General features: G+C 52.4%; 11 protein-coding genes. 9 read left to right on the top strand and 2 right to left on the bottom strand.

Annotation, left to right across the window (positions count from 1 at the left end; genetic code table 11):
• The first annotated feature begins 645 nt into the window (after nucleotides 1-645).
• The 7 genes from AYW79_RS00990 (at nucleotide 646) to AYW79_RS00960 (ending at nucleotide 9,075) form a co-directional block, all read left to right on the top strand.
• A complete protein-coding gene (locus tag AYW79_RS00990) occupies nucleotides 646-1,599 on the top strand; it encodes an ArsR/SmtB family transcription factor (RefSeq protein WP_067560605.1) in 954 nt (317 codons plus the stop codon).
• A gap of 93 nt (nucleotides 1,600-1,692) precedes the next feature.
• Nucleotides 1,693-2,973 carry an extracellular solute-binding protein gene (locus AYW79_RS00985; RefSeq protein WP_067560603.1) on the top strand — a complete coding sequence of 427 codons (1,281 nt, stop codon included), beginning with the start codon at nucleotides 1,693-1,695 and terminating at the stop codon, nucleotides 2,971-2,973.
• A gap of 74 nt (nucleotides 2,974-3,047) precedes the next feature.
• Nucleotides 3,048-3,989: a carbohydrate ABC transporter permease gene (locus tag AYW79_RS00980; protein WP_082806843.1), complete on the top strand. Its 942-nt coding sequence runs from the start codon at nucleotides 3,048-3,050 to the stop codon at nucleotides 3,987-3,989.
• Complete coding sequence (locus tag AYW79_RS00975; protein WP_067953445.1) at nucleotides 3,986-4,819, top strand: carbohydrate ABC transporter permease; 834 nt, start codon at nucleotides 3,986-3,988, stop codon at nucleotides 4,817-4,819. Before AYW79_RS00980 ends, AYW79_RS00975 begins: the two co-directional genes overlap by 4 nt.
• Before the next feature lie 52 nt (nucleotides 4,820-4,871).
• Entirely contained in the window at nucleotides 4,872-6,689 is a 1,818-nt protein-coding gene (locus AYW79_RS00970; RefSeq protein WP_231877926.1) for a glycoside hydrolase family 2 protein, read from the top strand.
• 40 nt (nucleotides 6,690-6,729) lie between these two features.
• Nucleotides 6,730-8,136 carry a family 43 glycosylhydrolase gene (locus AYW79_RS00965; RefSeq protein ID WP_197461052.1) on the top strand — a complete coding sequence of 469 codons (1,407 nt, stop codon included), beginning with the start codon at nucleotides 6,730-6,732 and terminating at the stop codon, nucleotides 8,134-8,136.
• 51 nt (nucleotides 8,137-8,187) lie between these two features.
• Nucleotides 8,188-9,075, top strand: a complete 888-nt coding sequence (locus AYW79_RS00960) for a hydroxymethylglutaryl-CoA lyase (RefSeq protein ID WP_067560599.1) — start codon at nucleotides 8,188-8,190, stop codon at nucleotides 9,073-9,075.
• Nucleotides 9,076-9,097: 22 nt separating this feature from the next.
• Here the strand turns inward: AYW79_RS00960 and AYW79_RS00955 are convergent, their stop codons facing one another.
• Together AYW79_RS00955 and AYW79_RS15720 are read right to left on the bottom strand one after the other, a co-directional pair.
• The gene (locus tag AYW79_RS00955) at nucleotides 9,098-10,333 is read right to left on the bottom strand and encodes an MFS transporter (protein WP_067560597.1); all 1,236 of its coding nucleotides are present in this window, start codon (nucleotides 10,331-10,333) and stop codon (nucleotides 9,098-9,100) included.
• Nucleotides 10,294-11,667 carry a hypothetical protein gene (locus AYW79_RS15720; RefSeq protein ID WP_067560595.1) on the bottom strand — a complete coding sequence of 458 codons (1,374 nt, stop codon included), beginning with the start codon at nucleotides 11,665-11,667 and terminating at the stop codon, nucleotides 10,294-10,296. Before AYW79_RS15720 ends, AYW79_RS00955 begins: the two co-directional genes overlap by 40 nt.
• Before the next feature lie 171 nt (nucleotides 11,668-11,838).
• Between AYW79_RS15720 and AYW79_RS00945 the strand changes: the two genes are divergently transcribed.
• A complete protein-coding gene (locus tag AYW79_RS00945) occupies nucleotides 11,839-13,467 on the top strand; it encodes a GAF domain-containing sensor histidine kinase (protein WP_067560593.1) in 1,629 nt (542 codons plus the stop codon).
• A 3-nt stretch (nucleotides 13,468-13,470) separates the two neighbouring features.
• The gene (locus AYW79_RS00940) at nucleotides 13,471-14,157 is read left to right on the top strand and encodes a response regulator (protein ID WP_067560591.1); all 687 of its coding nucleotides are present in this window, start codon (nucleotides 13,471-13,473) and stop codon (nucleotides 14,155-14,157) included.
• Nucleotides 14,158-14,326: the final 169 nt, after the last annotated feature.

Raw genomic sequence — 14,326 nt, 5'->3', positions numbered from 1 at the left:
AAGTAGAAGGGGAATCTCGCAGTGAAAAATTGTAAATATGCACTTTACGATTCACACTGGCCCAGAAAAACCACGAAATCGTTTACTCGTGGTTTTTATTTTTATAAACCTGAAAATATCGATGACTATGCTAAAAACAATCATGGATTTAACGCGAGAATTTCAAGGCGTTCATAGATCACCCCACGATCTTTGATATGCCGATTAGCTCATAGTCCCGTATGTGTCAGAAATTTATTCTCGTGATCGTTGACGAGGATCGTATCTTCTGATTTGACGACATACTCCGATATATTGACAATGGGATGATCGCGTTCGCCAGTTAGCCGCGAAAAGTTCGCCCGCGTAGAGAGCACAATACATCCATTTCTTCGTCGCGCATTCATTTCCACAATCGGGTCAGGACTTCTTCCGTTCATCCGCGAACTTCATATAGGTTTGTAAGTTGGGTCAAATCTTACATACGACCTAATTCTATCTTGCCTCTGCAAGGCGATGAAGGATCAACAAACATTTTACGCAAACTAGTGCAAATCTATTGACTTGTTCTCTGTTGCGATGTTAGGATGAAGTCGCTTTCATACCGTTTTTATCGTAACAAATAAAATGTGTTATAGGAATAGGAGTGAGCAATCCATCGCGCAGATGATGCTGGACCGCTCTGATAAACTGTCTGTAAACCGCGTTTTGAGCGCTAGTTTTGATGATTTCTTGATCATTGCTCGCGCGCTTTCTACCCAGTTGCGCATGGATATGTTTCGCCAACTCCTTCAAGGGCCAATGAATGTTGCAGAAATCGCGGAACGTTTTGAACTGCCTGTGTCGACGGCGGCTGTCAATATCAAAAAACTAGAAGATGCTGGCTTGATCATCACGGAGATGGTACCGGGAACGCGCGGAACTCAAAAGTTATGCGCCGCGGTGATTAACCGGATCATCTTGGATGCGGGGGAACCCGTCAAAACGGACGCGAATTGCATTGAGATTCTCATGCCTGTGGGACAGTTTGTGGATTGCAGTGTAACCCCTACCTGCGGAATGGTGAGTGCGACTGGAATCATAGGAGAACTGGATCATCCAGCGTCATTCTATGAACCGGAGCGCAGTTCAGCACAGCTTTTGTGGTTTAAAACAGGGTATGTCGAGTATCGATTCCCGAATCGCATACCCGGCAACGCAAAATTACAAAGCATTGAGCTGACGATGGAAATTTGTTCTGAGGCCCCCCTATTCAATAATGATTGGCCATCCGATATTACCGTCTGGATCAATGATTGCGAGATTGGCACGTGGACCAGTCCTGGGGATTTTGGTGGTGAGCGTGGGTACTTGACGCCTGACTGGTGGGGGGTTCACCACACTCAGTTTGGCCTTTTGAAGACTTGGCGTGTCGCAGAAACAGGCTCATTTATTGACGGTCGGCAAATCTCTGAAGTCACACTCTCCGATTTGAACTTAAACAAATCTCCGTTTATCCCAGTGCGGATCGGTGTTAAGCCCGGTGCGCTCAATGAGGGAGGTATTAACCTTTTTGGTCGGCAGTTTGGCAACTATGAAACGGATTTGATGATGCGTATCGGTTATATGGAGCGCGGTTGAAAACGCTTTACGTTAAAGGGGGAATGCCTGCAAAAGAAAATGGAAGCATTGGCGTATTGCATCACATTGAATCACTAAAGGGGGTAACTCAGAATGAATAATCTGCAAAAATCCGCGGCTCTCGCTGTCGCACTGACGCTTTCTGCAAGTCTTGTTGCACCGTCGTTTGCTGCCGCGTCTGCAAAGCGCACTGCATCTGCTGGTATTGTCATCAACTTCTGGAGTTCTGGTCCAACGCAGGGCATGACAGCGGTGATCAGCCAGTTCAACAAGATGTACCAAGGAAAGTACAACGTCGTATTTCGCACATTTCCGTATAACAACGAAACGGAAATTGTAAACTCCGCGCTTGCCGCGCATAAAGGCCCAGATATGTTGGAAGAGTCGTTGACACCTTCGGCGCCATACGCCTTTGAACATCTGGAAATGCCGATTCAACCGATCTTGCAAATGGGAGGAATCAATCCGAATACGGAATTTCCTGCCTCCATGTGGCATGGAACAAAAGTACAGGGCGTTCACTATGTTGTACCGGTAGCAGGTCTTCCTACTCTGTTTTTCTGGAATAAAGCACTGTTTAAAAAGGCTGGATTAAATCCAAACATGCCGCCGCACACGCAGGCGCAGTTTGTTCACGACGCGCAGGTTTTAACTAACGCAAAACAAGGTCAGTGGGGTTATGTACAAGAGCCTGCTTGGCCGAATCCTTTCGTATATCCATCGCTTTTGGCTCAATTCGGGGGAAAAGAGGCAAATCCAGCGACAAGAAAGGTACTCTTCGATACACAAGCAGGCGTGAATGCACTTACGTTTGAGTATAACACAATCTACAAATGGAAGATCTCGCCCGTGAATGCATCAGCGAATGAGAACTACAACCTTTTTATGTCTGGAAAAAATGCGATGGTGATGGATGGGGCGTATCAATATCCACCCTTCCTTCAAAGGTTTGGAAAAAACTTGGGCGTTTCTCTGCTGCCTGTCATTGGGAATAAAGAGGCGAATTTTCTCGGACAAAACTACGTATGGGTTTTTCGCAATCCCAGCATGACAACAGCAAAGGAAAGAGGAATTGGATTATTCCTGAAATTCTATTATGGCCATAGTATGGAGATTGCCCGCGCCGGAATTCTTCCCACTTGGGAGCCGACGTTGAAGAGTGCAGCATTGAAGAAGCTTCCGGCGATGTATCAAGAATCGCTCGCGCTCAACAGTGGCGTTCTCAATCCGTTGATTCCAAACTGGGGAACGACGTCAAGCACCTATCTGTATCAGGACATTGATTTGGCGCTTCTTCACAAGATGACACCTGTGGCAGCATTGAAAGACGCAGCACAAAAGATGCAACAGGAAATGGCAACGCTTCTCGGTTAATCAACGACTCAGGGGCGTCTCCTCAGTTCTGAGACGCCTTCTCCTATGCATCAGAGCAAAAAGGAGGTTGTACGATGGCACTCAGAGTGCAAACGGCTCCTGAGAAGGTGGTGCAAAGGGGAAAATCAAGAAGGTCGGGATCCATGGTTCGCATCATCGTGGATCAATTCACTTCATTTCTCTTTGTCGTGCCATTTTTGATTGCCTTCTGCCTCTTTGTCGGGTATCCGATCGTGTTTGGATTTATCGTCAGTCTGAATCACTGGAATCCACTTGCGGGGCCGCTGGGATTTGCCGGGTGGAGTCAGTATGCGACGTTATTCAACATGAACACATTGGCGGCTCAGCAATTTTGGCTTGGCCTTAAAAACACAGTGACTTTTGTGATCATCAGTGTCCCAGTTTTGTTGGTCCTCCCAACCGTGCTTGCGTATCTTATCTATCGCTCCCCTTTCAAAACACTCTTTCGCTCCATCTACTTTTTGCCGACGGTATTGTCCGTAACCGCAGTGACGAGTCTATGGACATGGTTGCTGCAGACGCAAGGTGGTGCTGTCAACAACTTTCTTCACGCGCATATTCCGTGGCTGGTGGAACAACCGTGGGCGTGGTTATCGATTGATATGGCAACCGTGTGGCGGACGCTTGGATTTAATCTGATCATCGTATATGCGGGGTTTACGCAGTTGCCGCAGAGCACCTTGGAAGCGGCGGCGCTTGACGGGGCGGGAGCAGTGCGAACGTTTTTGTCCATCGCATTGCCTCAGGTTAGGCATGTGCTGGCATTCATCATCGTGACAAGCACCATCTCTTCCTTTAACCTCTTCGCGCAGTCCCTCTTAATGACGGGAGGCGGACCAGGATCTTCAACGGAACCTTTGACCATGGTGATCTATAACCAGAGCTTCAACGCCATGCATATGGGGTCTGCGGCTGCGATGGCGTACCTCATGGCGATCATCTTGGCTGCGATCTCATTCGTTCAATACCACTTGACGAGGGAGCGAGCGTCGTGAATCCAAAAACTCGAATCACGCGGTGGCTGGCAGTCATCCTCTTGTCTGTCGGTGCACTCTTCATGCTCTTTCCGCTGGTGTGGATGGTATCGACCGCGTTTAAGCCTCAGGTGGATGCATTCGACGGGCACCTCATTCCAACGCACATCACGTTGGCCAATTTTTCGGCGATCTTTTCATCTGGATCAGGCGCGTCTGTCTTGCGCTGGCTCGTAAACTCCCTGTTTGTCGGCGTCACAGTCGCTGTATTGGTCATGATCATCGATTCCATGGCGGCGTTTGCATTGGCAAGGCTGAAATTTTTTGGTCGCCGTGTGATCTTTTACATCGTCGTCGCTTCGCTCGTTGTACCGTTCATTGCCTTGCTGATTCCGCTCTATCTTGAGTTTGCGGGCGCCAACATGCTAGATACGTATTGGGTGCTCATTCTTCCCTATACAGCCAATGCGTTCGGCGTATTTCTTCTCTACCAGTTTTTTTTGAGCATTCCTAAAGAGTTGGAAGAGGCGGCTGTGATGGATGGGGTAAACAAGTTTCAACTTTGGTGGCGCATTGCCGTGCCACTCAGTATTCCGGCGAGCGCCACGCTTGGTTTGCTCACGTTTATGAATGTCTACAATGATTTCTTTTGGCCGCTGGTCTCAACAACATCGCAGGACATGCGAACCATGACGGTCGGAGTTCAACTCATGGCGGTCGGCCAATACAACACGAACTACTCTTTACTTATGGCGCTGACACTATGCTCTGTCATCCCGATGTTGCTCGCATTTTTATTTGCTCAAAAACAGCTGACGCAGGGAATCGCAACAACAGGGATCAATTTGTGAGTCTTTGTGATTCTGTATTGTATGAGAATGATGGATTGAGGAGAGAAGCATCATGCCAGAGACATCCACGATGAGAAACTCAGAAATGCATTTAACTGAGAGTGATATGCCAAGATCAGAACATCCGAATCCTCAGTTTTATAGACAAGAGTATCTCAATCTGAATGGCGTGTGGGAGTTTGAGTTTGATGATGAAAATCGCGGTCTACAAGAACGGTGGCATCGCGAGCATACTTTTTCTCAGAGAATCACCGTCCCGTTTGCGTTTCAAAGCCGTTTAAGCGGCATCGGTGAATCTTCATTTCACGATATCGTTTGGTACAGGCGAAGCGTTGAGGTGCCTTCCTCTTTTGCGGGTAAGCGGATTATCCTGCACTTTGGGGCGGTCGATTATGCTGCGACGGTCTGGGTGAATGGGGAGGTCGCTGCGGTGCACGAAGGTGGACACACTCCATTTTCAGCGGATATCACCGAATTGCTGCGCACAGAGCAGAATGCAGTTGTCGTGCGCGCGCATGACAATAGTCGTGATCTCGCGCAACCGCGCGGAAAACAGTATTGGGAAGAGCATTCGACAAGTATTTTTTACACACGGACGACAGGCATCTGGCAAACGGTGTGGCTTGAGGCACGGTCCATTCTGCATCTTGAGCGCGTGAAGATCACGCCACTTCTCGATGAGAAGGCGATCGACCTAAACGTGACATTGGGAGGGTTTGGTACTGTTGCGACATCTGCTTATGAACTGCATGTGGAGATTGACTTTGGGGAAGAGCGGATCGCGCATGGTCGTTCCCTCCTGACGAATGAGGCTTCCACCTTGCGTGTCAGTTTAAGTGCGGGAGCTCATCATTCGGTGCACGCGTGGAGTCCTGAACAGCCGCACCTGTATGATATCACCTACTCACTTGTCGCGGATGGACGCGTGGTAGATCAAGTCAAGGGATACTTTGGACTGCGCAAGATCGCGGTCGAAAATGGGAAAGTCATGCTCAATAATCGGCCATACTTCATGCGCATGGTGCTCGATCAGGGGTACTTTCCCGATGGTATATTGACGCCACCGAGTGATGAGGCGATTCGTCAGGACATTGAATTGACCAAGGCGATGGGATTTAACGGCGCGCGAAAGCACCAAAAGATTGAAGATCCCCGCTACCTCTACTGGTGTGACAAGTTGGGTCTGACCGTATGGGGTGAAATGGCAAATACGTACGTTTATTCAGAGGTGGCTGTAAAGCGGCTCGTTGCAGAGTGGCAACAGGCTGTGGAGCGGGATTACAACCATCCGTGTATCGTTGCGTGGGTTCCGTTGAATGAAAGCTGGGGCGTACCAGGACTCCTTGCGGATCATCGACAACGGGCGTATCTTACATCGCTGTATCACCTGACCAAAGCGCTTGACACGACGCGGTTGGTCATCTCAAACGATGGCTGGGAACACACAGTTTCAGATCTTTGTACGATTCACGATTATGAGAGTGAAAAACAGGTGCTGCAAACGCGCTATGCATCGTCTGACGTCGCCGTGTCCTCTACGCCAGGACAGCGGTTGGTGTATTCTCCCGGGTATCACTACCGCGGTGAACCGATCATGGTCACGGAGATGGGTGGCATTTCGTTTAAAAAAAGCGACTGGAACGGTTGGGGCTATTCCTCTGCCAAGTCTGACGATGATTTTATCCAGCGTTACGCGGCAGTCGTCTCTGCGATGATTGAGTCTCCTGTCATACAAGGTTTTTGCTATACACAGTTGACTGATGTAGAGCAGGAGATCAACGGTCTTTTGACGTATGATCGCAAGCCAAAGGTGCCGCTTGAAACGATCCGCGCGATCACGGAAGGGCGAGGTATCCCTGCGGACCTTTGAGCAGAGGGTGAATCTGAAGCACGCAGTTGGAGGTGGACATTTGTTGCGTATCTCTACTCGCTACGTTTCTCGAATCGCCGGATCTGCAATGCTGATTACGATGGCTACATTCGCGATGGGCGCAAACGGGGTGGATGCAAGCGTTCAGCGACGTGGTTCTGCTGCAAACGCGCTACATTCAGGAGTGTTATCCAAATCATTTTACAATCCGATCATGGATGGAAATGCGGATCCTTTCATGATGAAGTGGGAAGGGTCCTATATTCTAACTGCAACGACGGGAAGCAATGTGACGCTTTGGAAATCGAGCAGCATCACAAACATTGCCGCTGGGTCGCAAGCGATCGTTTGGTCGCCGAGTGGGGCGCAAAGCAATTTAACGGATATCTGGTCGCCGGAGTTGTATCGCTTTGGGGGACACTGGTACATTTATTTTGCGGCGGATGTGCAAGGAAATAACGCGACACACAGGGACTACGTTTTGGAGAGTAATACGTCAAACCCACTTGGATCATACCGCTTTGTCGGTGAGGTGCATGATCCGGCCAATCAGTGGATGATTGATCCGAATATCCTGGATTTACACGGGAAGCTGTATTTTTTGTGGTCTGGTTGGCTGAATCCAAGGAATCAAGTGCAGCGATTGTTTATTGCACCGATGCGATCACCTACGGAAATAAGTGGCTCTGGTGTGGTCATTTCTTCACCGACGTATGCGTGGGAAAAAAGTGTCGCGCCGATTAATGAAGGTCCCGTGTCCCTTCAACACGGCGGGAAGACGTTCATCATCTACTCGGCAAATGCGAGTTGGAAGAATGGGTATAACCTCGGGATGCTTACACTGCGCGGGAGCAATTCGCTGAATCCAAGGGATTGGGTCAAAAATCCAAGTCCTGTGTTTTCTTCTGCAAACGGTGTATACGGACCCGGGCGCGCCTCGTTTGTTGTGAGTGAGAATGGAAAACAGAATTGGATGATTTACCATGCGGCGCGCTATGATCAATCAGGGTGGGATCGAACCATTCGCGCGCAGCCGTTCACCTGGAATAAAAATGGGACACCGGACTTTGGAAAACCAGATCCACTCGGTACGGCGCTTGCGCTTCCGCAGGGTGAAAAGCCGAACCGAGTGACGTATGTGCCTGTGAAGCAGAAAAAGACGACGGCCATATTCCGTGTGCATGTGGCAAGCGCCGGAACGTATGGGATGTTTGTGCGCTATCGGAACATCACAGGTGCGAGTACAATGCAAAACCTTGTGATCAACGGTCAGCCGCAATTGCCGCTCTCCTTTCCACAGACGGACAAGACGCAACCGCTTGCGAATCAATACAGCGTGCTCGAGATGGATGTGACGCTGCCCAAAGGGAATTCTTCCATTGAAATCTACGAGGGTCCGCTTGCCGCAAGCGTCTCGTTCATTCAGCTCACGACGAAGAGGGTTTAAAGAGAAACCGCCATAAAAACGTCCAAGCTTTCGGCGAAGAGGTGAAAAAACATGAGGCCAACGATTCCCGTGCGTGACAATGGCACGCCGTTGCCGCGTCAGGTGGAGATGATCGATGTGTCGCCGCGTGACGGGCTTCAGAACGAACCGGTGCTCGTTTCGGTGGATAAGAAGAAAGAGCTCATTTTGCGCCTGTCAAAGGCCGGCTTTCGGCGCATCGAGACGACGTCCTTCGTTCACCCGAAATGGGTGCCGCAAATGGCGGATGCGGAAGCGATCGTTTCGTACTGCAACCAACTGGGCATCACGTATATCACGCTCACGCCAAACCTTAAGGCATTGGAGCGCGCGCTCGCGGCGGACGTGCCGCAGATTGCCGTGTTCATCGGCGCGAGTAACGCGTTCAATCAAAAGAATGTGAATCGCACGACGGACGAATCCCTGGCCGAATGCGAACCGTTATTCGCGCGCGCCAAACAGCGCGGGGTGTTCGTCCGCGCGTACGTCTCGACGGTGTGGCACTGTCCTTATCAGGGATCGGTTTCTTATGATGAGGTCGATCACGTGGTGAAGCGGTTTGTCGATCTTGGCGCGGATGAGATCGATCTTGGAGACACAAACGGCCAAGCACATCCGCAAGAGGTGTTTGAGAGGTGTCAGTCGCTGAAGGAAGCCTATCCGGAGATGCCGTTTGTCGGACACTTTCACGACACGTCAAAACTCGCACTCGCCAATGTGTACGCGGCGCTGCTTGCGGGAATCGACCGTTTCGACGCGTCGACAGGCGGCCTCGGGGGCTGCCCCTTTTCGCCGGGAGCGACCGGCAATGTCGCAACGGAGGACGTGCTTGCCATGCTGGATAAAATGGGCATTCACACCGGGATTGACTTGCATGCTGAGACTGTTTCTTTTGCGCGATCGCTATCGACACGGATCTAGTGCGTTCGCTTCCCACGCGGGTTTAGTGCGCCGCGTCAACATTTACGTCGCGCAAGTGTGGTCGCAGCAAAAAGATCGCAAGAATCGCAAAAACGGTGGAGAGAAGGCCTGCGGTCGCGAGTGCCGCCGCATCTCCGATCTGGCCGCCGAGCCAGCCAAAAAGAATGACGCCGACCGTTTCTGCGATGCTGAGCGCAGAGAAAAAGAGGCCGATGGTGCGCCCCTGCAACGCTAAGGGAATGCGCAGTTGCAGCACGGTCATGACACTCGCCTGCTCCATGCCCCAGCCGACGCCTTGGATAAAGGCGAAGAATGCGCAGAGCAGAAACGACTTGGATAAGGCGATGGCGAGAATCGACAGTCCCTGGATGGGCATGTTGATCAAGAACAGCGGTACGATCGAGGACGTCTTGATCCACTTGGCGGACAAAAAGGTGACGATGAGCATGCCAGCCCCTTGCGCCGCGATGAGAATCCCGTAACCGTAGCCGCTCATGTGAAAGTGGTAGGAAAGACCGACGGCGAGAACGTTGAATGCCGTCAATCCGAGGATAAACACGCTGTACACCGTGAGCATGAGCGTGAGAAAGCGGTCTTGAAACACAAACGTCAACCCATCGAACAGTTGAGAGGTGACGTTTTTTGTTTGCGCAGAAACGGTCTCATCGCGCGGATGCGTCGGCAGGGTCATCGTGGCGAGGAGCGCGATGACCTGAGTGAGTGCCGCGGCGTAAAATCCCCAATGGGCAGAGAGTCGCGCGACAATGACTCCGCTTAGCAGGGGCCCGCCAATAAACGCGAGATTGAGCGCTGAACTGAGGATGGCGTTGGCGCGCGGAAGTTCGGCTGCACGCACAATCTTTGGCGTAAGGCTCGCGACGGATGTAGCCTCAAGCATGCCGCCGACGGCCGTTATCGCGATGAGAATTGCGAGCAGGGGAATCGAGTGAAGCTGCGCCATCAAGGCAAAAAGCGCGATGCGCGCGCTGTTTGACGCGAGCATCAGCGTTTTTTGGTTCATGCGATCGGCGAACACGCCGGAAATCGGCGTTGAGATCGTAGAGATCAGCAGGCGAGCTCCAAGCACCAGCCCGGCTTGTGCCAGCGAGTGGCTGATGAGATAGACGATCACAGGCAAAATGGTGAGCGCGATCTGCCCGCCGAGCGCAGAGAAGCCTCGGCTGACGGCGAGCGTGAATGCGATGCGAGTAGGTGATGTTAGATGTCGGGCGTGTTCCAGTCCAATGACTCCTTCCACTGCGTGAGAATCGGCGCGGCTTTCTCTTTTTCGGCAGCGGCTGTCTCTGCCACTACTCTTGCGCCAGCCGCAAGATGCACCCACGCCTGTTGTGGCAGTGTTGAACGCTGTGTCTCAAGGAGGAGCCCCCAGAGCATCTTTACATTGTGAATCGCGTCAAACGGCCCGGATGTGGTCAGTGCGATTTCCATCAGGCTGCGCGCGAGAGAAGTGGCGTCGCCGCCTGAGCGGACAAAGTTTCCTGCCGCCTGTGCCGCCCGCTGTCCCTCAGGGTCACTCAGCACAATGGTTCTGACCTCGTCGAGAAGGATCGCCTTTCCCTCTACGGGTAAGGGTATGCGCCACGCATCCCTGTTTTCCTTTTGTCGTCGCGCGCGTGAACTCGACAGGGCGAGGGTTCCCGCCAATGCGCGCAGATTTGCCGGCGTTTCCTTATCGGACAAGAGATCAAGCGCACAGTGCACACCGGTGACAGCGTGTGCGTCAAAGTGCGTCCGCCGCAGCCAATCGGATGATGTCAAAGCGATCGCTTCATGGAGAGAGGTGCCACTCGCGCCGGATGCGATCAGTTCTAAAAGGACATCCACCTCTTGACCGTACGCCACCTCGGCGAGTTGTTCGATGGCGCGCGCCACGAGCGTCGCGTCAGCCCTTCCTGCTTCTGGCCACTGTGGAAGGAAGCTGAGTTTTTCAGACGTGAACTGGGTATTCGGGCGCGAGGCGAGATACTGCACGGCTGCGCGCAGAAGTGGTTCGGCTTCGTTCCATCCGTTGGTGTCGTCAAGCAGTTGACAGGCGCGATGGACCATGAGCAAGCGGTGTTCGTTCTCAGGGTATTGGCGAAGCGCGGCTTCTGTCAACAGCCAGCGAATCTGCTTTCCCATGGCTTTGAACAAGCCGACCACGCGATGTTCAGATTGCAGGGGCCTTTGGCCAGATTCGACATCTTCCATCCATGCCTGCTTTGAGCGATCGAGCGTTTCTTCCATGACAGGGTTCATCGCCATCAGTCGATACGGGCCGTAGTTCGGGTGATTGAAGAGTTCAACGACGTAGACAGCCGTTTGCAAGAGGGCCAAGTCTTTGAAGTGTGGGGAGAGGATGGACGATGCGCGCAGCACGGGGCCGCCGTTAAACGTGCCGTGACCGATGAATGGACCGTGATGATCAATCGAGCGCGCAGAGGCGAGCGCAAGCAAACGGTGGATGTCGCTGTCAGACCATTCGTCGGCCCGCATGGCGCGAATCCACGGGAGGATGGAATGGGGAGAAAGGTCTTCGATTTCACACAGACGTTCAAGCGTTTTTGGGTTCCACGGATAGGTTTGATGCATGTTTCAAAGCCTCCATTTTCTAACTCTCGTTTTGTCTCTCTCCATTGACCATAACGCAGGAATCGCAGATTCTCCATACGCCATTGGACGTAGGACTTCGCGCAAACGTATCTCTTGCGCGGTGATTTCTGCTACACTTTTAAAAGAAACTGCGAACGGGGCTTGAGCGAAATGGACAACGCGTTTGCCGGGGATGCGTATCTAAAAAAAGCGTCCCAGATTGAACTGCTCAAAGATACTGCAGAAGCATTGAATGACACGAGCGATATTCCATCCGCCATGGAGGCGATTCTTTCGCGCTTGGCGCAGGAACTTGGATTGCAAACGGCGTGGGTCTTTCGGTATGACGAGAACTACCACGCATTTGTCGAGGTTGGTGCGAGCGGCTTACCTCCTGCTTTGGCATGGGATGATGAGGCTGCGCTGAAAACAGGTTGGTGCGAGTGTCAGAATCAGTTTATCCAAGGGGAACTCGATCGGGCGATTAACCTTGTGCGCTGTAGCCGATTGCGCGACGCCGTCGGGGATACACAGGGACTTTTGTTTCACGCGAGCATTCCGCTGCGCAGCAAAGGGAAGCCGCTCGGCATTCTTAATGTCGCGTCTTCAGGGATTGACGCGTTTACACCTGAAGCGCTGGAACTTTTGATGACCGTCGGCCATCAGGTGGCCATCGCCATTGACCGGGCCGCCATTTTGTTTGAAGAGCGGATGCGTAGCAAAAGGTTTCGCGCGCTCTCTGAATTGGCAGGTGTGCTGGTCGGGGAGTTTGATCAGCATCGACTGCATCAAATCGCGATTGAGGGATTCATCCATAAGCTCGGATATGAAGCGGCTGGTGTCACGGTGCGTGCGGATGAAGATCAGCCGCCGCGCACGCTCGTTTTTGTCGTCGACAAAAAGAGTGGGAGATCAGAATACGCGTACGACTCGAAATCCCCCGCTCCTCTCTTGCCGGAGAGCGAGCGACTCTTCTTGTCGGATGCGCGCAGCGCGCTGACTCAACCGATTGGGCACTCGAATGTGCATGTCCGCGTTGAGAGCTCACTCGCTCACTCGTTTCACGAGACAGACGTGGAGCTTCTCACTGCGTTTGCCTGGCTGCTGCACGCGGCTGACGAGACGATACGCCTGCACGAATACGCAGTTGCAAACGCCAAATGGGCAGAGAGACGGCAGTTGGCTGCGGATTTGCATGACTCTGTGAGCCAGCGGCTGTTTTCTGCGAGTCTTCTCGCGCAAACGGCCGGGATGCTTGCGGCAAAGAGCGACGAAGAAAGCATGAGTGAGGTCGCGCGGGTCACGGCGCGCGTGCAAAAGCTCATTGTGCAGAGCCAACACGAAATGCGCCTGTGGATTGACGCGCTGCACCCGGATGAGGAACGTACGTGGCTTGAACAGCTAGGCGATCGTATCGAGCCGCTGATGCATCAATCTTCCCCGCGCGTGACGCTATCCATCGCTCCACAGGTTCCAAAGCATCTCCCGCTGTTGGTTGAAAAGGCGCTGCTGCATGTCGCAGATGAGGCGCTGCACAATGCACTGAGGCATGCCCAAGCGAAAACGGTTAGGGTGAGTGTTCAGTTCATATTGGATAGGCTGTGTCTGACGGTGGCGGATGACGGTGTGGGTCTGCCCGCGCGTGATGCGCAGGACACCCATCGACGCTATGGGCTGGTGACCATGACGGAACGGATGCAGAGTGTGGATGGGCAATTGCTCATTCAGAGTCACGCGGACTGTGGCACGACGATTGTTGCGCAAATCAGCTTGAATTTTCTTGAGGCGAAGAAGGTGTAAGGCATGGATCAGGTGAACGTCCCGTCGCAGTGTGGCCGACGCATTCGAATCGCGATTGTCGACGATCATCCGATGGTGCGTGAAGGGTTGCGCGCTTTCTTGCAACTGGCAGAGGATATGGATGTTGTGGCGGAGGCGTCTTCTGGCGTCGAGGCTGTACAGATCTGTCAAACGGAAGCGATTGACGTGATCCTCATGGATCTCGTCATGCCAGGACCACTCGACGGTGTTGAAGCCATGCGCAAAATTCTCGCGTTTCGCGACGGGATTCGCGTGATCGCGCTCACTTCGTATGCGAGTTACGGCAAATCCCAAACCGCCATTCAACTGGGGGCGAGCGGTTTTTTGCATAAAGACGTCTCTCCTGAAGAACTGTTATTCGCCATCCGTCAGTCGGTTCAAGGTCGAATGCTGATCGAGACGCGAGTGTTTGACGCGTTCCGAAAAACCGAGAAACAAAAAGATCCCGCGTTTGAATCCCTGACGCATCGTGAGACCGAGGTGTTAGACGCCATGGGCAAGGGGCTGTCCAATAAGGAGATCGCCGCAAAACTACGCATCACAGATAAGACGGTCAAGGTTCACGTGAGTAACATCTTGAGAAAGCTTTGCGTATCTGATCGAACGCAGGCGGTCGTCGCTGCGGCGCGCTGCGGCTGGCTGACGATGGAAGCGGATGAGACACCTTGATGGTGTAACCGAATTGGCTTGTCGTTCGTCTTATGCTTGGATGGTTTGAAAGAATCGAGGTTATCATGGGATGTTCACGAATGAAAAGAAAAAAAGGGTGGCGTTGATCGCCCTCGCACTATGCGTCGGAGTATTGCCTTCAGCGGTCTCTTTCGCGAAGATGTCGAAA

This window comes from Ferroacidibacillus organovorans (assembly GCF_001642725.1).
GTDB classification, from domain to species: domain Bacteria; phylum Bacillota; class Bacilli; order Alicyclobacillales; family SLC66; genus Ferroacidibacillus; species Ferroacidibacillus organovorans.
The sequence above is the reverse complement of the archived record's forward strand: the minus strand, read 5'-3'. Positions and strand labels throughout refer to the sequence as shown.